The organism is Achromobacter sp. DH1f, from assembly GCF_000633435.1.
Classification (GTDB): Bacteria; Pseudomonadota; Gammaproteobacteria; order Burkholderiales; family Burkholderiaceae_B; genus Achromobacter; species Achromobacter deleyi.
In genome coordinates this window covers 1-24079 of the sequence record NZ_AYMF01000033.1, presented here as the reverse complement: position 1 = coordinate 24079, position 24079 = coordinate 1, and the positions used below count along the sequence as shown (strand labels likewise).

19 protein-coding genes are annotated in these 24079 nt (G+C 65.8%); 5 read left to right on the top strand and 14 right to left on the bottom strand.

What is annotated here, in order from left to right; all coding sequences use genetic code 11:
* Positions 1 to 21: 21 nt before the first annotated feature.
* From U858_RS0126340 to U858_RS0126285, 12 genes are all read right to left on the bottom strand, one after another.
* A complete protein-coding gene (locus tag U858_RS0126340) occupies positions 22 to 345 on the bottom strand; it encodes a DUF3325 domain-containing protein (protein ID WP_025140117.1) in 324 nt (107 codons plus the stop codon).
* Between the two features lie 6 nt (positions 346 to 351).
* Positions 352 to 1980 (bottom strand): PepSY domain-containing protein, encoded by a 1629-nt coding sequence (locus U858_RS0126335; RefSeq protein ID WP_025140116.1) that lies wholly within the window; start codon positions 1978 to 1980, stop codon positions 352 to 354.
* On the bottom strand, positions 1977 to 2258 hold the full coding sequence (locus U858_RS0126330; RefSeq protein ID WP_042885614.1) for a DUF3649 domain-containing protein: 282 nt from the start codon (positions 2256 to 2258) through the stop codon (positions 1977 to 1979). The genes U858_RS0126335 and U858_RS0126330 overlap by 4 nt, the downstream gene beginning before the upstream one ends.
* A 23-nt stretch (positions 2259 to 2281) precedes the next feature.
* Entirely contained in the window at positions 2282 to 2914 is a 633-nt protein-coding gene (locus U858_RS0126325) for a DUF4198 domain-containing protein (RefSeq protein WP_025140114.1), read from the bottom strand.
* 144 nt (positions 2915 to 3058) lie between these two features.
* Positions 3059 to 5569, bottom strand: coding sequence for a TonB-dependent siderophore receptor (locus tag U858_RS0126320; protein WP_025140113.1), 2511 nt, complete (start codon positions 5567 to 5569; stop codon positions 3059 to 3061).
* Positions 5570 to 5657: 88 nt separating this feature from the next.
* Positions 5658 to 6626 carry a FecR domain-containing protein gene (locus U858_RS0126315; RefSeq protein ID WP_081821737.1) on the bottom strand — a complete coding sequence of 323 codons (969 nt, stop codon included), beginning with the start codon at positions 6624 to 6626 and terminating at the stop codon, positions 5658 to 5660.
* The gene (locus U858_RS0126310; RefSeq protein WP_025140111.1) at positions 6619 to 7152 is read right to left on the bottom strand and encodes a sigma-70 family RNA polymerase sigma factor; all 534 of its coding nucleotides are present in this window, start codon (positions 7150 to 7152) and stop codon (positions 6619 to 6621) included. The genes U858_RS0126315 and U858_RS0126310 overlap by 8 nt, the downstream gene beginning before the upstream one ends.
* 121 nt (positions 7153 to 7273) lie before the next feature.
* On the bottom strand, positions 7274 to 8365 hold the full coding sequence (gene zapE / locus U858_RS0126305) for a cell division protein ZapE (protein WP_025140110.1): 1092 nt from the start codon (positions 8363 to 8365) through the stop codon (positions 7274 to 7276).
* A gap of 82 nt (positions 8366 to 8447) precedes the next feature.
* Positions 8448 to 9875 (bottom strand): dihydrolipoyl dehydrogenase, encoded by a 1428-nt coding sequence (gene lpdA / locus U858_RS0126300; RefSeq protein ID WP_025140109.1) that lies wholly within the window; start codon positions 9873 to 9875, stop codon positions 8448 to 8450.
* 117 nt (positions 9876 to 9992) lie between these two features.
* Complete coding sequence (gene odhB, locus U858_RS0126295; RefSeq protein ID WP_025140108.1) at positions 9993 to 11225, bottom strand: 2-oxoglutarate dehydrogenase complex dihydrolipoyllysine-residue succinyltransferase; 1233 nt, start codon at positions 11223 to 11225, stop codon at positions 9993 to 9995.
* A 100-nt stretch (positions 11226 to 11325) separates the two neighbouring features.
* Positions 11326 to 14193 (bottom strand): 2-oxoglutarate dehydrogenase E1 component, encoded by a 2868-nt coding sequence (locus U858_RS0126290; RefSeq protein ID WP_025140107.1) that lies wholly within the window; start codon positions 14191 to 14193, stop codon positions 11326 to 11328.
* Between the two features lie 327 nt (positions 14194 to 14520).
* Complete coding sequence (locus U858_RS0126285) at positions 14521 to 14991, bottom strand: Lrp/AsnC family transcriptional regulator (protein WP_025140106.1); 471 nt, start codon at positions 14989 to 14991, stop codon at positions 14521 to 14523.
* Positions 14992 to 15181: 190 nt separating this feature from the next.
* Between U858_RS0126285 and U858_RS0126280 the strand changes: the two genes are divergently transcribed.
* Positions 15182 to 16198 carry a 1-aminocyclopropane-1-carboxylate deaminase gene (locus U858_RS0126280; RefSeq protein WP_025140105.1) on the top strand — a complete coding sequence of 339 codons (1017 nt, stop codon included), beginning with the start codon at positions 15182 to 15184 and terminating at the stop codon, positions 16196 to 16198.
* 65 nt (positions 16199 to 16263) lie between these two features.
* Here U858_RS0126280 and U858_RS0126275 read toward each other — a convergent pair whose 3' ends face one another.
* Together U858_RS0126275 and uraH are read right to left on the bottom strand one after the other, a co-directional pair.
* Positions 16264 to 17469, bottom strand: coding sequence for a urate hydroxylase PuuD (locus U858_RS0126275; protein WP_025140104.1), 1206 nt, complete (start codon positions 17467 to 17469; stop codon positions 16264 to 16266).
* 206 nt (positions 17470 to 17675) lie between these two features.
* Positions 17676 to 18026, bottom strand: coding sequence for a hydroxyisourate hydrolase (gene uraH, locus U858_RS0126270; RefSeq protein ID WP_025140103.1), 351 nt, complete (start codon positions 18024 to 18026; stop codon positions 17676 to 17678).
* Positions 18027 to 18225: 199 nt separating this feature from the next.
* Between uraH and puuE the strand changes: the two genes are divergently transcribed.
* The 4 genes from puuE (at position 18226) to U858_RS0126250 (ending at position 24035) form a co-directional block, all read left to right on the top strand.
* Complete coding sequence (puuE, locus tag U858_RS0126265) at positions 18226 to 19170, top strand: allantoinase PuuE (protein WP_025140102.1); 945 nt, start codon at positions 18226 to 18228, stop codon at positions 19168 to 19170.
* Positions 19171 to 19181: 11 nt separating this feature from the next.
* On the top strand, positions 19182 to 20963 hold the full coding sequence (uraD, locus tag U858_RS0126260) for a 2-oxo-4-hydroxy-4-carboxy-5-ureidoimidazoline decarboxylase (protein WP_025140101.1): 1782 nt from the start codon (positions 19182 to 19184) through the stop codon (positions 20961 to 20963).
* Between the two features lie 7 nt (positions 20964 to 20970).
* Positions 20971 to 22200, top strand: a complete 1230-nt coding sequence (locus U858_RS0126255; RefSeq protein WP_025140100.1) for a M20/M25/M40 family metallo-hydrolase — start codon at positions 20971 to 20973, stop codon at positions 22198 to 22200.
* Between the two features lie 341 nt (positions 22201 to 22541).
* On the top strand, positions 22542 to 24035 hold the full coding sequence (locus U858_RS0126250) for a nucleobase:cation symporter-2 family protein (protein WP_025140099.1): 1494 nt from the start codon (positions 22542 to 22544) through the stop codon (positions 24033 to 24035).
* Positions 24036 to 24079: the final 44 nt, after the last annotated feature.

Sequence of the window (24079 nt, the reverse complement as noted above, 5' to 3'; positions counted from 1 at the left end):
CCGGTGGCGCCGTCCCGACGCCTACAGGACGGCCAGCACCGGGGCGGCCAGCGCGCACAGGCCGCCCGCCGTCAGGGCGGCGCGCGGACGGAAGGTCAGGAACCAGATCAGCAGCAGGCCCGCGATGCTGAGAATGCCGATCCATTCCACCGTGCCGTAGCTCCAGCCCCAGACCGCGGCCGAGGCGCACAGCGACAAGGCCAGCGCGCCCCAGCCAAAGGCCCGCAGCGGCAGCCGGTGGCGTCGCGGCAAGGCTCGGTCGAACAGGTCTTCGTAGTGACGGTCCATGCCCAGGCACAGGGCGGAGAACCCTGCGTAGGCCAGGCAGAAAGCGGCGAGCGTCATGGCGTATCACCTCGGTTCATAGGCAGCTTCGGAAGTGGGATGCGCCTGGCCGGCAGTCCTGGCCGAGGCCTTGGCGGCCGTCTTGGACGGCGCCTTGCGGGCCCGGGCGGCCTTGCGCGCCATCCAGGCCAGCAGCAGCGCCCCGGCCAGGCAGGTCAGGTCGAACCCCGCCATGACCCAGTCGCCCGCCGGCAGCGACACGCCCAGGTGGCGCGACGTGGTGAGCGCGTTGACCACCGGCACCAGCGCCAGCGACGCGGCGGCCGCGGACAGCAGGTCTTGCCACTTGCGCTTCTGGAACACGAACGCATACACCAGCGACAGGCCCCAGGCGGCGAAGAACGCGCGCGTTTCCCAGAGCTGGCGACCCGGCAGGTCGGCGGGCACCAGGCGATTGGCCCAGAAGAACGCCGCCACCGCGATGAACAGGCCGGCGATCGTGCCGGCATTCAGGCCGTCCACCAGCCGCAGCGAAAAGGCTTCGCGCGCGCCGGGACGTGCCTTCTGGCGCCGCTTCGAAATCCACAGCACCAGGCCACTGCCGACCATGGCGGTGCCCGCCAGGCTGACCAGGAAATACAACCAGCGCAGCAGCGGTTCGGCAAACAGGCCCAGGTGCAGGCCGACGATCACGCCGGCCGTGCGCACGGTGGGACTGAGTTCATCCTGCCCTTCCTGCACCGCGCCGCTCACCCCGTCGAAACGCAGGTAGGGCGATAGCCGGCCATAGGACACGCCATCGGCCGCATCGCGGGTCACGGTAACGGTGGCGCCCGCGTCGCCGGGGTTGTTGACCGTGACGCGCCCCACCCGGCCGTGCCAGCGCTGCTGCGCCTGATCCACCAGCGGGGCGATATCGACCAGCGGCGCCGGCTCGTTGCGCGGCGGCGTGACCTTGAATGACGCGAACACGTCGTCGGTGTACTGGCGCGGGTGTTCATACACCGCCAGAATCCCGGCGGGCATCAGCATGGTCATGAACAGCACCAGCCCGCTGAAGGTGATCATCAGGTGAAACGGCAACCCCAGCACCGACAGCGCATTGTGGCCATCCATCCAGGCGCGTTGCCCGCCCTTCTTCGGCCGGAAGGTGAAGAAGTCAGCGAAGATCTTCTTATGGGTGATGATGCCGCTGATGATGGCCACCAGCATGAACATGCCGGCAATGCTGGCCAGCCAGCGGCCCCACGGAAATGCGGTTTCCAGTTCGAAGTGGAAACGGTAGAAAAAGTCGCCGCCGCGGGTCTCGCGCGCTTCAAGCGCCTGGCCGCTGTGCGGGTCGAGCTTGACGCGCACGAAGCCACGTTCGCCCGGCTTGGGCTTGGGTGACTGGTACAGCATCGAGATCACGGGCTCGCGATCCGACGGCGGGGTGATGAACCAGCGCTTGGCGTCGGGCGCGTGTTCGGTCAGGTAGCGCTGCGCCAGCGTCACGGATTCCAGCACGGGGGCCTTCTGTACCTGGATCTCCGGCTGCATCCAGCGGGTGATCTCGGGGCGGAAGAACGCCAGCGTGCCGGTCAGGAACATCGCGAACAGCACCCAGCCGAAGATCAACCCCGACCAGGTGTGCAACCACGACATGGATTGGCGCAGGCCTTCTTCACCTTGCGCTTTTCCGGTATTCGGTTTCATGCCGCCCCCACCAGCCCGTGGGCCAGGAACAGGCCGCCGAACACCGCCGCCGGCACCACGATGCCCGCCCAGGCGCGCCAGGCGTTGCGGGTGGCAAACACCCAGATGACGCCACAGGTGTAGACCACGAAGGACACCATCTGCGCCGTGACGACGGCCTCGGCGCGTTGCAGGGGCAGCCACACAGCCAGGCAGGCCGCAGCCGCCGAGGCCAGGCCGTAGCCGCCAAGAATGGCGGCCACCGCCCGGGAGGCCACGGCAAAACGGTAGCGCATCATGCCTGCGCCGGCTGCGGGAGCTTTCACTTGGTCACGTTGAAGGTCAGGGTGGAAACGTAGCGGATCTTGGTATAGGCCTTGCCGTCGGTCTGGCCGGCTTCTTCGACGACGTGGGCGGCTTCCAGCACGTACTGGCCCGGCCACGGGGTGGTGATCTCGATGCGGCCGTTTTCGTCGCTGTGGAAACGCTTTTCCCACTTGGGCGGGCCGAACACGGTGACTTCGGTCTTGGCCAGGGGCTTGCCCTTGAAGTGCAGCACGAACGTATTGCTGCCCGCGGCGGCCGGTACCAGCTCCAGGTCCAGCTTGCCCTCGGTGTCGCTGCGGCCGGCCTTGGCGCCGTACTGCATCAGCGTTTCCTTGAACTGGATCGGCTGCGACAGGCGCACATCGCCCTTGCCGCTGGCGGGAAACTCGACGAAATCCGCGCCCTCGGCCGACGCCTTCAGCGCCTTGCCGTCGGCGCCGGTCACCACCGGCGCCACCAGGACCTTGCCCAGCAGGCCGTCGCGCTTTTCGCGCAGGTCGTCCGCCCATTCGCCGAAGTAGGCTTTCGCCGGGCCCTGATCGGCCCGTTCCAGCCAGACGAAGTGCGCCTGCGCCGCGCCGGCGCTGCCCAGCAGCGCGATGGCTGCCAAAGTCCTTGCGAATGTCATTGTCGATTTTCCTGTTGTCTGCGCCGATCTGGGCCCGCCCCGCGGCGGATTGCGTGTCGGCAGGGTCTGAATTATAACCATTCTCACTACGAAACAGTACCTACCCCAGACGCCCGCGGCCATGCGCGGGCCCTGGGGCCAGGCTTACCAGCGATAACGCAGGCTGGCCTTGATCGAACGCTGGTACCCGTACCAGCACCAGGAATCGCCCGAGCACGAGGCGATGTATTCCTTGTCGAACAGGTTCTGCACGTTCAGCGCCACCTGCATGCCCTTGAGCGACGGCGACATGCGGCCCAGGTCGTAGTCCAGCATCAGGTCGAACAGCGTGACCGACGGCACCTTGATGGTGTTGGCATCATCCACGTACGACGAGCCGATGTAGCGCACACCGCCGCCCACGCCCAGGCCGGCCAGCGGCCCGCCCTGCAACTGGTAGCGGGCCCACGCCGACGCCTGCTGCGACGGCACGCCCACCGGCGACTTGCCCTTCAGGTTGAAACCGGTCAGGTTGGGGTTGGCCTTGGAATAGGCGTTGTCCAGCAGCGAGTAGCCCGCCAGCAGCGTCAGGCCGCGCATCGGCTCGGTCTTGGCTTCCAGCTCGATGCCCTGCGTGCGCAGCTCGCCCGCCTGCACTTGGCAGCGGGCGTTGGACGTGCCGCACAGGTGCGTCGGGTCCGGATCGGTGGTGGTCATGTTCTCGCGGCGGATGTCGAACGCCGCCACCGACAGCATCGTGGCGCTGCCCGGCGGCTGGTACTTGATGCCGACCTCGTACTGGTTGCCTTCGATCGGCTTGAACGGTGCGTTGTTCCAGCCCGTGCCCGACTGCGGTTCGAACGATTCGGAATAGCTGAAGTACGGCGCCACGCCGTTGTCGAAGTTGTAGATCACCCCGAAACGGCCGGTGAACGCTTCGGCGCTCAGCGACGACGGCGCGACCCGGCCGGTGGCGATGGTGGTGGTCTCGCCGACGTTGCGCGACCAGTCGTAGCGCCCGCCCAGCAGCACCGACAGGCGGTCGATCTTGATCTGATCCTGGAAGTACAGGCCGGTCTGGTATTGCTTGGTGGTCGCGTCGGTCGAGAACGCCGGCACCGGGATGTTCTGGTGGTTGTTCGGGTTCAACACCTCCAGCGCGGGCGCGGTGCCAAAGCCCGACAAGGTGTCGGTCTTGACGTGCTGGTAGTCAAAGCCCAGCAGCACGGTGTGGCCGAACTTGCCCGTGTCAAAGCGCGCCTGCAGGTTGTTGTCGATGGTCAGCGCGCCGACCTCCACGTCGGTCGCGATCGAGGCGCGCTGCTGGTACAGGTAGCGCTTGTCGGTGTAGCCGTAGTTGGCGGTGGACGCGCCGTAGATGCTGCGGTACTGCGCTTCGGAACGGGTCCAGCGCAGGCTCTGCGAGGCCTTGAACGTGTCGTTGAAACGGTGATCCAGCACGTAGCCCAGCGAATAGCTCTTGCGGTCGCTCTTTTCGAAGTTGGCGTCACCGTCGTAATAATCCGGCCCCAGGCGCTTGCCGTCGGGCGCCGAGAACAGCGTGCGCATCGGCGACACGCTGCCATAAGAACCCATGTCGGGATCGCGCTGGAAGTTCGTCAGCACGGTCAGCGAGGTATCACCGTTGGGCTTCCAGGTGAAGGCCGGCGACACGAAATAGCGGCGTTCCTTGGTGTCCTTGACCTGGCCGTCGGACATATAGCCCGACCCCACCAGGCGATACAGGTACTTGCCTTCCTCATCCAGCGGACCGCCGAAATCGACGTTGGCGCGCCGGTAGTCATAGTTGCCGACCTGCAGCTCGACCTCGCGCTGCGCTTCTTCCAGCGGCCGCTTGCTGACCTGGTTCACCACGCCGCCGGGGCCGCCCTGGCCGTACATCACCGAGGCGGGGCCTTTCAGCACATCCACGCGTTCCAGGCGGTAGGCATCGACCTGCGGCAGCGCATCGCGGCCGCCGAACACGCGCAAGCCGTCCAGGTAGGTCGAGGCCGAGAAGCCACGCACGTTGAACTGGTCCAGGCGCGTAGCGGTGGCGCCGCGCGATTCCGTGGCCACGCCCGGGGTGTAGCGCAGCACCTGGTTCAGCGTTTGCGCGCCCTGCTCCGAGATCTGCTCGCGCGTGATCACGGACACCGATTGCGGCGTCTCGATCAACGGGGTATCGGTCTTGGTGGCGCTGACGCTGGCGCTGGCCACGTAACCCACGGTGGGGGCCAATGCACTGATCGAATTGCCCGACACCGTCACGGGCGCCAGGGTGTGCGTTCCGCCCGCAGGCGCGGACGGCGCCGGCACCAGCGTCCAGGTATTGCCCGCCTGGCCACGCGCCTGCAGGCCGCTGCCCGACAGGATGCGGGCAAAGCCGGCGCCCACCGAATAGGCGCCGTCCAGCCCGTCCGAGCGCAGGCCGCGCACCTGGGCCGGGTCGAACGACAGCACCACGCCCGCGCTGCGCGCGAACTGGGTCAACGCATCGGCAAGCACGCCAGGGGCGATCTTGTAGGAACGGGGCGCTTGCGCCTCGGCGGGGGCCGACTGGGCCCAGGCGGCGGGCGCAGCGGCCAGCCAGGCGCCGGCGCAGGTGGCGGCAAGCACGGCCAGGCGGCCGGCGGTCAAGGTAGCGCCCAGGCGCGGGCAAGATGAAGCGGACACGAAAACTCCCTATACGTAGGTCTCTATCTCTGCCTTTCCGTACGGGAATCAAAAACCTGCAGGACAACGTGAAAAAAAATTGTAACGGTCAGGTCTCGCGCGGACCGACCTGCAGCCAGTACTGTGTATGACGGGTCACGGCGATGGGCAGGGCCGGCTCCAGCGCCTTCAGCGCGCGCTCGGCGTCGTCCAGTGGAAACACACCCGACAGCCGCAACCCGGCCACGGCCGGATCGACCCGGATCATCCCCACGCGCTGACGCGCCAGGTACTGCGCGAAATAATCCAGCCGCCAATCCTTGGCCACCACCAGGCCATCGACCCAGGCCAGCCGGTCGGGGTCGGACGCGTGCCGCACCACGCTGCCGTGGTCGCGGTAGTGCAGCCGCTCGCCCGCCTCGGCCTGCGCGGCCTGTCCGTCACGCAGCAGCGATACGCTGCCCTCGTACACGCCCAGGCGCGCACCGCTGTCGGTGCGGCGCACGTCAAAGCGCGCGTTCTCGGCCACCAGCACGCCGTAGCCGGTATCCACCCGCAGCGCCGCCGCGCCGGGGCGCGATTGTGCGTTGACCAGGATTTCGCCGCGCAGCAGATGGATGCCGCGGGCCCCGCCATCCAGGCGCAGGCGCAACGCGCTGTCGCTGTTCAAGGTGACGGCCAGGCCGTCGGCCAGCGCAACCGAGCGGCGCTCGCCCACGCCCGTGCTCAGGTCGGCCGCCAGGCGCTGCCACGGCGTGTGGCGGTAGCCGGCCCACGCCGCCACGCCCACCCCGGCCAGCGACAGCGTGGCGCGCAGGGCATTGCGCCGGCCGGGCGATGCCGGGCCGTCCAGCGCCGCATGCGCCAGCGCGGCCGGCACCCGGCGGGCGTCTCGGCCGATGGCCTCCAGCCGTTCCCAGGCCTGGCGATGCGCGGGGTCTTGCGCCAGCCAGGCATGGCAGGCCTCGCGATCGGCGTCGATATCCACGCCGGACTGCAGCCGGGCCCACCAGGCAATCGCCTGGCGCACCACCGGGTCGGCGGGCGCAGCCACTACGCGGTTCGCAGCGCTAGTCATAGAACGCTGCATAGCAGGCGGACATCGCCCGCACCATGTACTGCTGCACCGAACTGAGCGATACGCCCAGGCGATGCGCGATCTCGGGATAGGTCAGGCCGTCCAGCTGCGACAACAGAAAGGCCGAGCGCGCCTTGGGCGGCAGGCTGTCCAGCAGGCGGTCCAGCTGCATCAGCGCCTGCATCTGCTCGGCCTGGGTCTCGGGCGACGGCGCGTAGGCCTCGGGCATGCCGGCCAGGTAGGTCAGATAGGCATTCTCCAGGGCGGCGTGGCGCTGGTGATCCACCACCAGGCCCTTGGCGATGGTGGTGAGCAACGCCCGCGCGTCGTCCGCGCGCACGCACTTGCGGCCCTGTATCACCCGCACGAACACGTCTTGCGCCAGGTCTTCGGCGCGATGCGCGCAACCCAGCTTGCGGCGCAGCCAGCCGAACAGCCACGGCCGATGGTCCCGGTACAGGCCGTCGACATGCGTGGCGGGAACATCGGCGTGCGAAGCCGGGGAAGAAACGAAGGTGGAAGACACTTGAAGACTGCGGCGCGGGGACCTGAAGTCTTCAAATGTTAATTGATAATGACTTGCATTACTAATTTTAAGTACGCAAATCGCGCCACGCCTGCCCTCGCGGCGCAGGCGTGCGGCATAACTACAACGTTACCGTCAGGCGGCGTTCGGATTCCAGGTACTCGCGTGACTGCATTTCCAGAATGCGCGAGACCGTGCGGTGGAATTCGTTGGCCAGCGCACCCTCGGTATAGATCTCTTCGGGTTCGCATTCGGCCGACATGATCAGCTTGACCTTGTGGTCGTAGAACACGTCGATCAGCCAGGTGAAGCGGCGCGCCTCGGACGCCTGGCGCGGCCCCATGCGCGGCACGCCGGACAGGATCACCGCATGAAAGCGGTTGGCCAGTTCCAGGTAGTCGTTCTGCGAACGGGGGCCGCCGCACAGCGTGGCGAAGTCGAACCACACCACCGAACCGGCCAGCGCCAGCGCGCGGATCTCGCGGTGCTCGATATGCAGCAGCGGCTCCTGCGGCGGCGTATCGGCCAGGGTGTTGAAGGCCTCTTGCAGCGCCGCCTGCGCACGCTCGTCCAGCGGCGAGTGATAGCACTGCACCTGTTCGAGCGAACGGCGGCGGTAGTCGACGCCGGCGTCGACGTTCATCACGTCCATGCGCGCCTGGATCAGCTCGATCGCGGGCATCACGCGGTCGCGGTGCAGGCCGTCCGGGTACAGGGTGGACGGCTCGTAGTTGGACGTCATCACGAACGACGTGCCGTATTCGAACAACTTCAACAGCAGACGATGCAGGATCATCGCGTCCGCCACATCGGACACGTGGAATTCGTCGAAACAGATCAGGCGATAGCGCTTGGCCACGCGCTTGGCCACTTCGTCCAGCGGGTCCTGCATGCCCTTCACTTCTTCGAGCTCGCGGTGCACCCCGCGCATGAACTCGTGAAAATGCAGGCGCGTCTTGCGCACCACGGGCACGGTGGCGTAGAAGGCGTCCATCAGGAAGCTCTTGCCCCGTCCCACCCCGCCCCACAGGTAGACGCCGCGCGGCACGTCGGGACGGTTCAAGAGTTTCTTGAGCGCGTTCGAGCGCAACGCCTTGAACTTGACCCATTCGTCGTAATAGCGCTGCAGCCGATCGATCGCCTTTTTCTGGGCGGCATCGGGCTGGTAGCCGCGTTCGGCCAGGGCATGTTCGTAGTATTCGCGGACGTTCATGGAGGAGGCAAAGTCAAGCGGATGAAAAAAAGGGCGGGTCCGAGAACCCGCCCCCTTGGCTATGCGACAGCGCGGCGCAGGATCAGAAGTTCAGGGCGCGCTTGTCAACGGCCAGCGCCGCTTCCTTCACGGCTTCCGACAGCGTCGGGTGCGCGTGGCAGATGCGGGCGATGTCTTCGGCGGCGCCGCGGAATTCCATGATCGTCACGGCTTCCGAGATCAGCTCCGAGGCCATCGGGCCCACGATGTGCACGCCCAGGACCTCGTCGGTCTTGGCGTCGGCGATCACCTTGGCAAAGCCGGTGGTATCACCCAGGGCGCGGGCACGGCCGTTGGCCAGGAACGGGAAGCTGCCGGCCTTGTACTCGCGGCCTTCGGCCTTGAGCTGCTGTTCGGTCTTGCCGACCCAGGCGATTTCCGGCGAGGTGTAGATCACCCACGGCACGGTGTCGAAGTTGACATGGCCGTGCTGGCCGGCGATACGCTCGGCCACGGCAACGCCTTCTTCTTCGGCCTTGTGCGCCAGCATCGGGCCGCGCACCACGTCGCCCACCGCCCAGACGTTGGGCAGGTTGGTCTTGCAGTCGCCGTCCACGGCCACGAAGCCGCGCTCGTCCAGCTTCAGGCCCACCACGTCGGCGTTCAGGCCGCCGGTGTAGGGCACGCGGCCGATCGAGACGATCAGCTTGTCCACGACCAGCTTCTGCTCGGCGCCCTTGGCGTCGACGTAGGGCACGGTCACCGACTTGGCGGTCGCCTTGATCTCGCCGATCTTGACGCCCATCTGGATGTTCAGGCCTTGCTTGGTGAAGGCCTTCAGGGCTTCCTTGGCCACTTGACCGTCGGCGGCGGCCAGGAATTCCGGCATCGCTTCCAGGATGGTGACTTCGGAACCCAGGCGGCGCCACACGCTGCCCATTTCCAGGCCAATCACGCCCGCACCGATCACGCCCAGGGTCTTGGGCACGGCGCCGATGTTCAGCGCGCCGTCGTTGGACAGCACGACCTTTTCGTCGAACGGCAGGCCGGGCAGCTCGCGCGCCGACGAACCCGTGGCGACCACGACGTGCTTGGCAACCAGGTCTTCTTCGGTGGTGCCGGTGACCTTGATGGCCCAGCCGCCGTCGACCTGGCCGCTGAACGCGCCCTTGCCGTGGAAGAAGGTGACCTTGTTCTTCTTGAACAGGTACAGGATGCCGTCGTTGTTCTGCTTGACCACCGTGTTCTTGCGGCCGATCAGCGTGTCGAGCTTCAGGCTGACGCCCTTGACTTCGATGCCGTGCTCGGCGAAGTGGTGGTTGGCTTGTTCGAAGTGCTCGGACGATTGCAGGAGCGCCTTGGACGGGATGCAACCGACGTTGGTGCAGGTGCCGCCGGGAGCCGGGCCGCCTTGGCCATTCTGCCAGGCGTCGATGCAAGCCACCGACATGCCGAGCTGCGCGGCGCGAATGGCGGCGATGTAGCCGCCGGGGCCCGCGCCGATGACGACGACGTCAAATTGTTTGGACATAGTGTTCTCGCGAATGAGGAGGGTGTGGAACTCGCCCCGGCCCGCGCAAGCCGGCTCGGAGCCGGCCGGGCGCCGCGGACCGAGGGTCGCGGCGGCGCCGGGCGCGGGGCGCCGAGATTACAGGTCCAGCAACAGGCGCTGCGGATCTTCCAGGGCGTCCTTCATGGCGACCAGGCCCAGCACGGCTTCGCGGCCGTCGATGATGCGGTGGTCGTAGGACAGGGCCAGGTAGTTCATCGGGCGGATGACGATCTGGCCGTTTTCCACCACGGCGCGATCCTTGGTGGCGTGCACGCCCAGGATGGCCGATTGCGGCGGGTTGATGATCGGGGTCGACAGCATCGAACCGAACACGCCGCCGTTGGAGATCGAGAAGGTGCCGCCGGTCATTTCTTCAATGCCCAGCTTGCCGTCGGCAGCGCGGCGGCCGAAGTCAGCGATGGTCTTTTCGATTTCAGCGATGGACAGCTGGTCGGCGTTGCGCAGGATCGGCACCACCAGGCCACGCGGGCTGCCGACAGCGATACCGATGTCGAAGTAGCCGTGATAGATGATGTCCTTGCCGTCGATCGAGGCATTGATCAGCGGGTACTTCTTCAGGGCGGCCACGGCGGCCTTGACGAAGAACGACATGAAGCCCAGCTTGATGCCGTGCTCTTTCTCGAACTTGTCCTTGTACTTGCTACGCAGATCGATGACCGCTTGCATGTTCACTTCGTTGAACGTGGTCAGGATCGCGTTTTCTTGCTGCGATTGCAGCAGGCGCTCGGCGATGCGGGCGCGCAGGCGGCTCATCGGCACGCGCTGTTCCGGACGGCCGTCCAGCGACAGCGTGGTCGGGGCGGGAGCAGCCGGGGCCTTGGCCGGTGCGGCCTTGGCGGCGGGGGCGCTGGCGTTCAGGGCGTCGCCCTTGGTGACGCGGCCGTCACGGCCGGTGCCGGCGACGTTGGCGGCATCCACGCCCTTTTCGGCGAGGATCTTGGCTGCGGCGGGCGAAGCCACGCCAGCGGCGGCGGTCGATGCCGGGGCGGCAGCGGCCGGGGCAGCGGCGGCTTGCGCGGCCTTGGGCGCTTCGGCGGCGGGGGCGGTCGCGGCGGCGGCGGCCTTGCCGGCGGTGTCGATGCGGGCCAGGATTTCGCCCGAGGTGACGGTGCTGCCGTCGCCCTTGACGATTTCAGCCAGCACGCCCGAGGCGGGGGCCGGCACTTCCAGCACGACCTTGTCGGTTTCGACTTCGATCAGGATTTCGTCCGCTTCGACGGCAGCGCCGGGCTGCTTCTTCCAGGTCAGCAGGGTCGCTTCGGAGACGGATTCGGAGAGTTGGGGGACGACGACGTCGGTGATAGCCATTTTGTTTGTTCCGTAAAGTGTGTGTTCTTGTGGGGGCGGCGCGGCAAGGTTCGAAACGGGGTTTCAGACACTTGCCGCGCGGCACGCGCATCCAGCGGGTTTACTTCGTCAGCATGACCTTGAACTTGGGCGCGAAGGCCGTTTCGATCAGGGCCTTCTGCTGCTCCTGGTGCTTGGCCAGGTAGCCCACGGCCGGCGACGCCGAAGCGGCGCGACCTGCGTAGCCCAGCTTCTGGCCTTCGACCATGTTCTCGTACACGTGATGCTGCACGTAGAACCACGCACCTTGGTTCTGCGGTTCGTCCTGCACCCAGATGACTTCCGTCGCCTTCGGGTACTTGCGCAGTTCGGTCTCGAAAGACTTGTGCGCGAACGGGTAGAGCTGCTCGACACGGACGATGGCGACGTTGTCGGCGCCACGCTCGCGGCGGGCGTTGACCAGGTCGTAGTACACCTTGCCCGAGCAAGCCAGCACGCGCTTGACCTTGCTGGCGTCGATGGCCTCGTCGACTTCACCGATGACCGGGCGGAAGCTGCCGCCGGCCAGATCGGTCAGGGGCGAACCGGCGTCCTTGTTGCGCAACAGCGACTTCGGCGTGAACAGCACCAGCGGCTTGCGGAACGGGCGGATCATCTGGCGGCGCAGAACGTGGAAGATCTGCGAAGCCGAGGTCGGCTGAACCACTTGCATGTTGTTGTCGGCGCACAGTTGCAGGAAGCGCTCGATGCGGCCCGACGAGTGCTCGGGACCTTGGCCTTCGTAGCCGTGCGGCAGCATCAGGGTCAGGCCCGACTGGCGGCCCCACTTGGCTTCGCCGGAGCTGATGAACTGGTCGATCACGACCTGGGCGCCGTTGACGAAGTCGCCAAACTGGCCTTCCCAGATGGTCAGCGTGTTCGGTTCAGCGCTGGAATAGCCGTATTCGAACGCCAGCACCGCCTCTTCGGACAGCACGGAGTCGATCACGGTGAACGGCGCCTGGCCTTCCGAGACGTTCTGCAGCGGGATGTAGGTGCCGTCGTTCCAGCGCTCGCGATTCTGGTCGTGCAGCACGGCGTGGCGGTGCGTGAACGTGCCACGGCCCGAGTCCTGGCCGGTGATGCGGATGGCGTAGCCCGAGGACACCAGGGTCGCGAAGGCAAGGTGTTCGCCCATGCCCCAGTCCAGGTTCAGCTCGCCCTTGGCCATGGTGCGGCGGTCGTTCAGCAGCTTGGCGACCAGCGGGTGCACCGTGAAGCCTTCCGGCACGGCGGTGATGCGTTCGCCGATGCGCTTCAGTTCAGCCAGCGGCACGGCGGTGTCGGCCTGGTCGGTCCACTTGGCGCCCAGGAACGGCGACCAGTCGATGGCGTACTTGCTCTTGTAGTCGGTCAGCACCGGTTCGATGGTGCGCTGGCCGTCTTCCATCAGCTGGCGGTAGTCCTTGACCAGTTGGTCGGCTTCGCCTTCGGCCAGCACGCCTTGCGTGGTCAGCTTGTCGGCGTACAGCTTGCGCGTGCCGGGGTGATGGCCGATGCGCTTGTACATCAGGGGCTGCGTCAGCGACGGGGTGTCTTGCTCGTTGTGGCCCAGCTTGCGGAAGCAGACGATGTCCACGACGATGTCGTGGCGGAACTGCAGGCGGTAGTCCAGGGCCAGCTTGGTGACGAACACGACGGCTTCGGGATCGTCGCCGTTGACGTGGAACACCGGCGCTTCGATCATCTTGACCACGTCGGTGCAATACAGCGTCGAACGCGAGTCACGCGGGTCGGACGTGGTGAAGCCGATCTGGTTGTTGATGACGATGTGCAGCGTGCCGCCCGTGCCGTAGCCGCGGGTCTGGGCCAGGTTCAGGGTTTCCATCACCACGCCCTGGCCGGCGAAAGCCGCGTCGCCGTGCACCAGCACCGGCAGCACTTGCTTGCCTTCGGCATCGCCGCGGCGTTCCTGGCGAGCGCGCACGCTGCCTTCGACCACGGGGTTGACGATTTCAAGGTGGGACGGGTTGAACGCCAGCGACAGGTGCACCGGACCGCCACGGGTCGACAGGTCGCTCGAGAAGCCGTTGTGGTACTTCACGTCGCCGTCGGTCAGGCCTTCGGCGTGCTTGCCTTCGAACTCGGCGAACAGGTCGCCAGGCATCTTGCCCATGATGTTCACGAGCAGGTTCAGGCGGCCGCGGTGGGCCATGCCGACCACGATTTCCTGGACGCCGTTTTCACCGGCGTGGTTCACCACTTCGTCCATCGAGGCGATGAAGCTTTCGCCGCCTTCCAGCGAGAAACGCTTCTGGCCGACGTACTTGGTGTGCAGGAAGCGCTCGAGGCCTTCGGACTCGGTCAGCTGCTGCAGGATGTGGCGCTTTTCTTCGACCGAGTAGGCGGGCGCGCCCAGGGTGGTTTCCAGGCGTTCCTGGATCCAGCGCTTGGCGGCGGGGTCGGAGATGTGCGTGAATTCAGCACCGATGCTGCGGCAGTACGTGTCGCGCAGCGCCTTCAGGATGTCGCGCAGCGTCATCGTGCTGGCGGTCGTGAAGTAGGTGTTGGTGGCCGAGTAGGTCTGGTCCAGATCGGCTTCGGTCAGGCCGTAGAAGGCCGGATCGAGTTCGGGGATCGGCGGACGTTCCTGGCGCTTGAGCGGATCCAGGTCAGCCCAGCGCGAACCCAGCGAGCGGTAGGCAGCAATCAGCGATTGCACCGACACTTGCTTGGTGGCGACGCTCAGGTCGGGTTCGGCGGCGCGTTGCACGAAGGCATTGGCCTTGGCGCGCTGGGCGAACGATTCGACGATGGGAGCGTGGGCCTGGTCGCGGGTGGATTCCTGGCCGTCGGTAGCGGGAGCATGTTGCAGCTGGTCGAAGTATTCGCGCCAGTTGTCAGGTACCGAACCGGGATTGTCGAGGTAGGCTTCGTAAAGCTCCTCAACATAAGGGGCGTTACCCCCAAAGAGATAAGACGTGGATAGAGATTCTATTTCCGAAGACATATCGCTTCACCTTTACGAGTGCTTCACTCGACACGATGCAGGAAAACCTTCCGCGACACGGGCTTCCCGTTGAGCGGATAGCAGGGGCAGAAGGCGCGTACAAGCCTTGATAGCCGTATGAATGAAAGTATAACCCTTTGAGTTTAAGGGCGTCTTCTTGCGTTTGCGTGACGCAAAAGCGTCTGTGGAATGGCTTCATGCAGTGTTGGAATGTCCGTCGAACCCCTGCAAAAACGCCGTCTACGCACCACCAAATTCCGCTAACCAAAATTGCCGCATTGCGGCATTTTTTTGTGCCCGCGCACAGGGTGTTGCGCATTAGCCTCGTCAGACCGGCAGTTCAGTGGTCGACAGAATCTCTTTGAGCACGAAAAAAGTGCGGATCTGGCGCACGCCGGGCAGCTTGATGATCTCGCCCGCGTGCAGCTTGTTGAAGCGTTCCAGGTCGCGGATGCGCAGCATCAGGAAGTAGTCGAACTCCCCCGCCACCAGGTGGCATTCCAGGCAGCCGCTGATGCCTCGGGCGGCCGCTTCGAAGTCGGTGAAGGAGTCGGGCGTGGAGCGGTCCAGCACCACGCCCACGATGACCAGGGTGGCCATGTCGACCTCGGCCGGTTCGAGCAACGCGACCGTCTTCTTGATGATGCCTTCGGCCTTCAGCTTTTCGACCCGCCGCAGGCACGCGGCCGGACTCAGGTGCACGCGCGCGCTCAGGTCCAGATTGGTGATCTGCGCGTCCTGCTGCAAGAGGCGCAGGATGTGGCGGTCGATGCGGTCCAGTCCGGCGATGGCAGTCATTCAATGCGTCCCTGAAAATTTAATTTCTTCGGATATTTATTTTTATAAATATTAAATCCAAAAATAATCCATGAAGAAAATTTAAATCATCGAATTTAAAAAAATACGCAATTGACCGAAAAACCCTGCGATTCCTATGATTTTTCCATCCGCGGCACCCCTCGCCCGGACCCGACTTCCAGGAGCCCGCATGGATCTGCAACGCTTTGCCCGCCACCGCCTGACCTTCGGCGACACCCCCATCGAAAAGCTCGAGCGCCTGTCCGCCCACTTGGGCGGCAAGGTCGAGATCTACGCCAAGCGCGAAGACTGCAACAGCGGCCTGGCCTTCGGCGGCAACAAGCTGCGCAAGCTGGAATACCTGATTCCGCAGGCCTTGGAACAAGGCTGCGACACCCTGGTCACCATCGGCGGCATCCAGTCCAACCACACCCGCATGGTGGCGGCGGTGGCCGCCAAGCTGGGCCTGGCCTGCGTACTGGTGCAGGAAAACTGGGTGGACTATTCAGACGCCGTCTACGACCGGGTCGGCAACATCATGATGAGCCGGCTGATGGGCGCCGACGTGCGGCTGGTCGACCAGGGCTTTGATATCGGCTTTCGGCGCAGCTGGGAAGAGGCCCTGGAAGACGTACGAAAACGCGGCGGCAAGCCCTATGCCATCCCCGCGGGCGCGTCCGACCACGAACTGGGTGGGCTGGGATATGTAGGTTTCGCCGAGGAAGTGCGCCGGCAAGAGGCCGAACTGGGTTTCAAGTTCGACTACATCGTGGTCTGCGCCGTCACCGGCAGCACGCAGGCGGGCATGGTGGTGGGCTTTGCCGCCGATGGCCGCGCCGACCGGGTGATCGGCATCGACGCCTCGGCCACGCCCGACCAGACCCGCGCGCAGATCCTGCGCATCGCCCGGCGCACGGCCGACCTGGTCGGCCTGGACCGCCCCATCACCGACAGCGACGTGGTGCTGGACACCCGCTACGCCTACCCCGCCTACGGCCTGCCGTCGGCCGAGACCAACGACGCCATCCGCCAGTGCGCCCGGCTGGAGGGCATGATGACCGACCCGGTGTACGAGGGAAAATCCATGCAAGGCATGATGGACATCGTGCGCCGCGGAGAAATCCCGGCGGGCTCGCGAGTGCTGTACGCGCATCTCGGGGGGGTACCGGCGATCAACGCCTACAGCTTTCTGTACCGCAACGGCTGAGGCAGGATTCTGCGCGGCCGGCTTTGGCGCGATGGGGTGGCCGGCCGGGGATTTACGCTGACCGTCTATTGCGTCTTGGCGCCGGCCTGGAACCAGGCCCCCAGCAAGGCGCGTTCGTCCTCGGTCATGCCTGTGGAATTGCCCATCGGCATGATCCGGGACACCACCGCCTGCTGGTACACCGCCTGCGCATGGGTAGCGACCTGCAGGGGGGAATCCAGCCGCACCCCCTTCATCTGCACCTGCTCGCCATGGCACAGGAGGCAACGCTGTTCGAACACCTGGCGCACCTGGGCATACGACACCGCGGCTGGCGCGGGCGCGGCAACGGCAGCGGCCACCGGCGCCGGCTGCATCCAGACGATGGTCAGGCCCAGTACCGCCACGCCCAGCAGTGCATAAGGCCACGGGTTGCGCGCATTGCCCAGCTTGAAACGATGGCGCACCACGAAGAACTGCCGGATGGCCGCGCCGCCCAGCATGATGAGCAGCAGCACGATCCAGTTGTAGGCGTGCGTGTACGTGAAGCTATAGTGGTTGCTCATCATTGCAAACACCACCGGCAGCGTGAAATAGGTGTTGTGCACGCTGCGCTGCTTGCCGCGCTGGCCGTTGGCCGGGTCCACCGGCTTGCCCGCGCGCATCGCGGCCACGTTGCGGCGCTGCCCCGGAATGATCCAGAAGCACACGTTGGCGCTCATGGTGGTGGCCATCATGGCGCCCACCAGCAGGAAGGCGGCGCGGCCCGCGAACCAGTGGCAGGCCAGCCACGACGCCAGCACGATGAACAAGGCCACCAGCACGCCGACGATGCGATCGCCGTGCTTGCCACGGCCGAACAGACGACAGATGCCGTCGTACACGAACCAGAACGCCACGAAGAAGGCCAAGGCCACGATCACCGCGGTCGACGGCGCCCAATCCATCTTGGAGCGGTCTATCAAGTACGTGCTGGCATTCCACAAATAGGACATGGAGAACAGCAGGAAGCCGGTGACCCAGGTGCTGTAGCTTTCCAGGAACGACCAGTGCAGGTGTTCCGGCAGCTTCTTGGGTTGCACCGCGTACTTCTGCATGTTGTAGAAGCCGCCGCCGTGCAGCGCCCATTGCTCGCCGCCCACGCCTTTTTCAAGGGATTCCGGGTCGCGCGGCTTCTCCAGGCTGTTGTCCAGCATGACGAAATAGAACGACGTGCCGATCCAGGCGATGCCGGTGATGATGTGGGCCCAGCGCAGCAGCAGATTGACCCAATCCAGGTAGTAGCTTTCCATTCATGCCCCTCGCAGCGGGCGGGCCGGGAAAGGGCGCCGCCACACTGCCTACCACCGCGGGCGCTGTAAGCAGAAGACAGATCGCGCACAAGGCCGTCGGGCCCCGCACCGCTGCGATCAAGATCGGAGAATTGTATGCAGTTTTTGTACTCGAAACTACGCTTCGCAGCGTGGCCGCGCATCAGGAATACCCTGATGCGCGGGGTTCAGGAACCCCGATAAGTGGAGTAGCTCCAGGGGCTGACCAGCAGCGGCACGTGATAGTGCTGGTCGGTACGCGCCACGCCGAAGTCCAGGCTGACGCGGTTCAGGAAGTTGGGGTCGGGCAGGGCCACGCCCCGCGCCTTGAAATAGCCCGCCACATCGAACACCAGGCGGTAGGTGCCGGCCTTCAGGTCGCCATCGGAAAACAGCGGGCCCGCCGTGCGCCCATCGGCATTCAAGGTGTGGCGGCTGATCGGCGTGGCCGTGTCGCCGTCCGTGGCATACAGCGCCACCGACATGCCGGCGGCCGGACAGCCGTGCATGGTATCGAGTACGTGCGTGGTCAAGCCCATGGTGTCTCCTGGTGCCGGGGCGGTGCCCGGCCGTCTCATGGTTATCCTGGATGATGTACAGAAATTGTATACACGTTCTTGCTTTCCAGCTATTGTTTAGCCCATCATGAACGGCACGGTCGCTGGCCGCAGGGCCAGCCAACCCCGTCCACCCGTATCAACCGCCGCCGGCGCCTGCCGGCCTCACGCCTCACCCGCCATGGCCCTCTACGATTCCACGCTGCCCTACCCCCGTGACCTGGTCGGCTACGGCCGCAACCCGCCGCACGCGCAATGGCCCGACCGCGCACGCATCGCCGTGCAGTTCGTGCTGAACTACGAAGAAGGCGGCGAAAACCACGTCCTGCATGGCGACGCCGGGTCCGAACAGTTCCTGTCCGAGATGTTCAATCCGGCCAGTTATCCCGACCGCCATGTCAGCATGGACGGCATCTATGAATACGGTTCGCGGGCCGGCGTCTGGCGCATCCTGCGCGAATTCGAAAAGCGCCAGTTGCCACTGACCGTCTTCGGCGTCGGCATGGCGCTGCAACGCCATCCCGAACTGACTGCGGCCTTCGTCGAACTCGGCCACGAAATCGCCTGCCATGGCTGGCGCTGGATTCACTACCAGAACGTCGACGAAACCACCGAACGCGAACACATGCGGCTGGGCATGGACGCCATCACGCAGCTCACCGGCCAGCGCCCGCTGGGCTGGTACACCGGCCGCGACAGCCCGCGCACCCGCCGCCTGGTGGCCGACTACGGCGGCTTCGAATACGACAGCGATTACTACGGCGACGACCTGCCTTTCTGGATGCAGGTGCAAAAGACCGACGGCACGGTCGCGCCGCAATTGATCGTGCCCTACACGCTCGATTGCAACGACATGCGCTTCGCGCTGCCGCAGGGTTATTCGCACGCGGACCCCTTCTTCCAGTACCTGAAAGACAGCTTCGACGCGCTTTATGCCGAAGGCGACGAAGCGCCCAAGATGCTCAGCATCGGCATGCACTGCCGTCTGCTCGGGCGCCCGGGACGCATCACGGCACTGCAGCGCTTCCTGGACCACATCGCCCGCCACGACCGCGTCTGGGTGTGCCGGCGGCTGGATATCGCCCGGCACTGGAAGACCGTTCATCCCTACACCCCCAACCGTTGAGCCCCGCCACCATGGCCCTTACCCTGGAACAACTCAATGCCGCCGCGCCCGATGCGGCTTGCGCAATGCTCGACGGCGTGTACGAGCATTCGCCCTGGATCGCCCGCCAGGCGCTCGCGGCCCGGCCGTTCCGGTCGCTCGCGCATCTGCAGGACCAGTTGCAGCGTGCCGTCGACGCCGCCCCGCTGGACGCGCGCCTGGCGCTCATTCGCGCCCACCCCGAACTGGCCGGACGCGCCATGGTGCGCCAGGACCTCACGGCAGAATCCACCCACGAACAGACCCAGGCGGGCCTGACGCAGTGTTCGCCCGAGGAATTCAACCGCCTGCAGCAGTTGAACGCCGACTACAACGCCCGCTTCGGCTTCCCGTTCATCCTGGCCGTGCGCGGCGCGCGCGGCACCGGCCTCACTCGCGCGCAGATCATCGATGAATTCGCGCGCCGGCTGGACAACCCGCCCGACATCGAGCGCGACGAAGCCCTGCGCAATATCCATCGCATCGCGCAACTGCGCCTGGCCGACAAGTTCGGCCAGGACCTGACGCTGGGCAACGACATCTGGGACTGGCAGGAACGCCTGGCCGTTCACAGCGACCCGGGCTACGCCGAAAAGGGCCAGCTCACCGTCACCTACCTGACCGACGCGCATCGCGCCTGCGCGCAGCGCATTTCGCACTGGATGCGCGATTGCGGCTTCGACGAAGTCGAAATCGATGCCGTCGGCAACGTGGTGGGGCGCTACCACGCCGATCGGCCCGACGCGCTCACGCTGATGACCGGCAGCCATTACGACACCGTGCGCAACGGCGGCAAATACGATGGCCGGCTGGGCATCTTCGTGCCGATGGCCTGCGTGCGCGAGCTGCACCGCCAGGGCCGTCGCCTGCCCTACCACCTTGAAGTCATCGGCTTTGCCGAAGAAGAAGGCCAGCGCTATCGCGCCACCTTCCTTGGCTCTGGCGCCCTGATCGGCGATTTCAAGCCGCAATGGCTCGACCAGAAAGATGCTCAGGGCATCACCCTGCGCGAAGCCATGCAGCACGCCGGCCTGTGCATTGACGACATCCCCAAGCTGCGGCGCGATGCCCGCCGCTACCTGGGCTTCATCGAAGTCCATATCGAACAAGGCCCGGTGCTGTACGAAATGGGGCTGCCGCTGGGCATCGTCACGTCCATCAACGGCAGCGTGCGCTACCAGGTGCAGGTGCTGGGCGTGGCCTGCCACGCCGGCACCACTCCCATGAACCGCCGACGCGATGCGGCCGCGGCCACCGCCGAACTGGCGCTGTATCTCGAACAGCGCGCCGCCCGCGACGGCGATTCGGTCGGCACCATCGGCATGCTGGAAGTACCCAGCGGCTCGATCAACGTGGTGCCCGGCGAATGCCGCTTCAGCCTGGACCTGCGCGCGCCCAGCGATCCGCAGCGCGATGCCCTGGTCAATGATGTGCTGGCCGAACTGGCGACCCTGTGCGAGCGGCGCGGCGTACGCTACACGCTCGAGGAAACCATGCGCGCCTCGGCCGCCCCCAGCGCGCCCGACTGGCAGCAACGCTGGGAACGCGCGGTCGACGCCCTGGGCGTGCCCGTGCACCGCATGCCCAGCGGCGCCGGCCACGATGCCATGAAACTGCACGAGGTCATGCCCCAGGCCATGCTGTTCGTGCGCGGCCAGAACGCCGGCATCAGCCACAACCCCCGCGAATCCACCACCCGAGACGACATGCAGCTGGCCGCGCAGGCCATGCAAGGCCTGCTGAACGATCTTGCCCACGACATTTCCACTCGCTAGACACTCCATGACCGACTACGCCCGCCTTGACGCCTGGGTCGATGCCCACTTCGACGAAGAAGTCCGCTTCCTGCAATCCCTGGTGCGTGTGCCCACCGACACGCCGCCCGGCAACAACGCGCCGCACGCCGTGCGCACCGCCGAACTCCTGCAAGACTTCGGCTTCGACGCCGAAGCGCACGCCGTACCCGACCAGGAAGTCCGCGACTACGGCCTGCAATCCATCACCAACCTGATCGTGCGGCGCGAATACGGCCCCGGCCTGCGCGTGGCGCTCAATGCGCACGGCGACGTGGTGCCGCCCGGCGACGGCTGGCAGCACGACCCCTATGGCGCCGAGATCGACAACGGCAGCCTGTACGGCCGCGCCGCCGCGGTCAGCAAAAGCGATTTCGCCAGCTTCACCTTCGCCGTGCGAGCGCTGGAAGCCGTTGCCCAGCCCACGCACGGCTCGGTCGAACTGCACTTCACGTATGACGAAGAATTCGGCGGCCTGCTCGGCCCCGGTTGGCTGCTGCGCCAAGGCCTGACCCAGCCCGACCTGCTGATCGCCGCCGGCTTCAGCTATGAAGTCGTCACTGCGCACAACGGTTGCCTGCAAATGGAAGTAACCGTGCACGGCAAGATGGCGCATGCCGCCATTCCGGCCAGCGGCGTGGATGCGCTGCAAGGCGCGGTCAAGATCCTGAACGCGCTGTATGCCCAGAACACGCTGTACCAGCAGGTCACCTCGCAGGTGCCGGGCATCAGCCACCCCTACCTGAATATCGGACGCATCGAAGGCGGCACCAACACCAACGTAGTGCCGGGCAAGGTCAGCTTCAAGCTCGACCGCCGCATGATCCCCGAAGAAAACGCCGCCGACGTCGAAGCCGACATCCGCCGCATCATCCAGGAAGCCGCGGCGCAATCGCCCGGCATCCAGGTCGAGATCAAACGCCTGCTGCTGGCCAACTCGATGCGCCCCCTGCCCGGCAACCAGCCGCTCGTCAGCGCCATCCAGAAACACGGCGAAGCCATCTTCGGCGAACCGATACCTGCCATGGGCACGCCGCTCTATACCGACGTGCGACTGTATGCCGAAGCCGGCATTCCCGGCGTGATCTACGGCGCGGGCCCGCGCACGGTGCTTGAATCGCACGCCAAGCGCAGCGACGAACGCGTCGTGCTCGAAGACCTGCGCCGCGCCACCAAGGTCATCGCGCGCACACTGGCCGACTTGCTCCAACCGGCCTGAAGGGCGCGGGCCGGATCGACAGGATCTGTCCGAGATGATCTGACCGAAATGTTCTGAACGAGTGATCTGACCCGCCACCCACCGGCCAGCTTTCAGCTGGCCGGTTCCGATCGCTCAGCACACGCGCTCCCTGCCTCACCGGCCCGACTGCGGGCACCTCGTTGCCGCGCGGTTCCCGCCCCAAAAGCCGCAGCATTCCCCCATACCGCTGGCCCCTGATTTGCACCGGGTTTTCCTCTATTCTGCATGCCTCTCGTTTTGTATACATTTTCGGTACACAGTTAAGCGCCACAGGAATTCCCCCCCCGACCGACACCCCTACTCCGCCAGGAGATTTGGCTATGCAGGCAGCACCCCGCGTGTCCCCCGAGGTTCATCCCGTCGACCAGCGTCTGCCCTCAGGCAAGCTCGCGGCGCTGGGTCTGCAACATGTACTGGTGATGTATGCGGGCGCCGTGGCCGTGCCGCTGATCGTTGGCCGCGCCCTGAACCTGTCGCCCGCCGAAGTCGCGATGCTGATTTCCGCCGACCTTTTCTGCTGTGGCCTTGTCACCCTGATCCAGGCGTTGGGCGCCACGCAGTGGTTCGGCATCAAGCTGCCGGTGATGATGGGCGTGACGTTCGCGTCGGTAGCGCCCATGGTGGCCATGGCCAACGCCCATCCGGGCACGGCGGGCGCGCAGACCCTGTTCGGCACCATCATCGGTGCGGGCATCGTGTCCATATTGGTTGCACCGCTCATCAGCAAGATGCTTCGCTTCTTCCCGCCGGTGGTCACCGGCACGATCATCACGCTGATCGGCATCACCCTGATGCGCGTCGGCATCAACTGGATCTTCGGCAACCCGGCCGGCCCGACCGCGCCGGTCATCGTCGATCCGGCCTATGCGCAGTGGCTGGCGCAGGCAACCTCACCCGGCAGCCCGCTGCCGCCGGTGCCGCAAGGCTTTGCCATCATGCCGTCGATGCTGAACCCGCGCTATGCCGATCCGGCCGGGCTGGCCGTGGCCGCGCTGGTGCTGCTGACCATCCTGCTGATCGTCAAGTATGCGCGCGGCTTTGTCGCCAACATTTCGGTGCTGCTGGGCATCGTGATCGGCGCGGTAGCGGCCTCGGCGCTGGGCATCATGACCTTCGAGAAAGTCAGCCGCGCCGAGTGGGTCGACGTGGTGCTGCCGTTTCACTTTGGCATGCCGCAGTTCGACCCGATGCTGATCCTCAGCATGTCGCTCATCATGGTGGTGGTGATGATCGAATCCACCGGCATGTTCCTGGCGCTGGGCGAGATGACCGGCCGCAAGGTCGGCCAGCAGGACCTGGCCCGCGGCCTGCGCACCGATGGCCTGGGCACCGTGATCGGCGGCGTTTTCAACACCTTTCCGTACACCAGCTTTTCGCAGAACGTCGGGCTGGTTGCAGTGACCGGCGTGAAAAGCCGCTATGTCTGCGTGGCCGGCGGCGTGATCCTGATCGTGCTGGGCCTGTTGCCCAAAATGGCCGCGCTGGTGGAATCGCTGCCCACGGTGGTGCTGGGCGGCGCCGGCATCGTCATGTTCGGTATGGTCGCCGCGACCGGCATCCGTATTCTTTCCGGCGTGGATTTCAAGGGCAACCGCCACAACGCCATGATCGTGGCAGTGTCGATCGGCATCGGCATGGTGCCGCTGATCGCGCCCGACTTCAAACAGTGGCTGCCGCACTCGCTGCATACGCTGCTGGAATCCGGCATCTTGCTGGCGTCGATATCGGCCGTGCTGCTCAATGCCTTCCTGAACGGCGCCGCCTGCGATGAACGCGCCGTGATCGCGGCCGCGCTGCAAGCCGAAAAACACTGACCTCGGCCATTGCAGGGATGGGCGCGGCGGGGCCATCCCGCCCC

Excerpts from the sequence above, each read along its gene's own strand:
- U858_RS0126285 (WP_025140106.1), bottom strand. The coding sequence starts at position 14,991 with ATGACTGCCATCGCCGGACTGGACCGCATCGACCGCCACATCCTGCGC.
- U858_RS0126325 (WP_025140114.1), bottom strand. The coding sequence starts at position 2,914 with ATGACATTCGCAAGGACTTTGGCAGCCATCGCGCTGCTGGGCAGCGCC.
- odhB (WP_025140108.1), bottom strand. The coding sequence starts at position 11,225 with ATGGCTATCACCGACGTCGTCGTCCCCCAACTCTCCGAATCCGTCTCC.
- uraH (WP_025140103.1), bottom strand. The coding sequence starts at position 18,026 with ATGGGCTTGACCACGCACGTACTCGATACCATGCACGGCTGTCCGGCC.
- U858_RS0126255 (WP_025140100.1), top strand. The coding sequence starts at position 20,971 with ATGACCGACTACGCCCGCCTTGACGCCTGGGTCGATGCCCACTTCGAC.
- U858_RS0126340 (WP_025140117.1), bottom strand. The coding sequence starts at position 345 with ATGACGCTCGCCGCTTTCTGCCTGGCCTACGCAGGGTTCTCCGCCCTG.
- U858_RS0126250 (WP_025140099.1), top strand. The coding sequence starts at position 22,542 with ATGCAGGCAGCACCCCGCGTGTCCCCCGAGGTTCATCCCGTCGACCAG.
- uraD (WP_025140101.1), top strand. The coding sequence starts at position 19,182 with ATGGCCCTTACCCTGGAACAACTCAATGCCGCCGCGCCCGATGCGGCT.
- puuE (WP_025140102.1), top strand. The coding sequence starts at position 18,226 with ATGGCCCTCTACGATTCCACGCTGCCCTACCCCCGTGACCTGGTCGGC.
- U858_RS0126275 (WP_025140104.1), bottom strand. The coding sequence starts at position 17,469 with ATGGAAAGCTACTACCTGGATTGGGTCAATCTGCTGCTGCGCTGGGCC.
- U858_RS0126290 (WP_025140107.1), bottom strand. The coding sequence starts at position 14,193 with ATGTCTTCGGAAATAGAATCTCTATCCACGTCTTATCTCTTTGGGGGT.
- U858_RS0126280 (WP_025140105.1), top strand. The coding sequence starts at position 15,182 with ATGGATCTGCAACGCTTTGCCCGCCACCGCCTGACCTTCGGCGACACC.
- U858_RS0126335 (WP_025140116.1), bottom strand. The coding sequence starts at position 1,980 with ATGAAACCGAATACCGGAAAAGCGCAAGGTGAAGAAGGCCTGCGCCAA.
- lpdA (WP_025140109.1), bottom strand. The coding sequence starts at position 9,875 with ATGTCCAAACAATTTGACGTCGTCGTCATCGGCGCGGGCCCCGGCGGC.
- U858_RS0126330 (WP_042885614.1), bottom strand. The coding sequence starts at position 2,258 with ATGATGCGCTACCGTTTTGCCGTGGCCTCCCGGGCGGTGGCCGCCATT.
- U858_RS0126315 (WP_081821737.1), bottom strand. The coding sequence starts at position 6,626 with ATGACTAGCGCTGCGAACCGCGTAGTGGCTGCGCCCGCCGACCCGGTG.
- zapE (WP_025140110.1), bottom strand. The coding sequence starts at position 8,365 with ATGAACGTCCGCGAATACTACGAACATGCCCTGGCCGAACGCGGCTAC.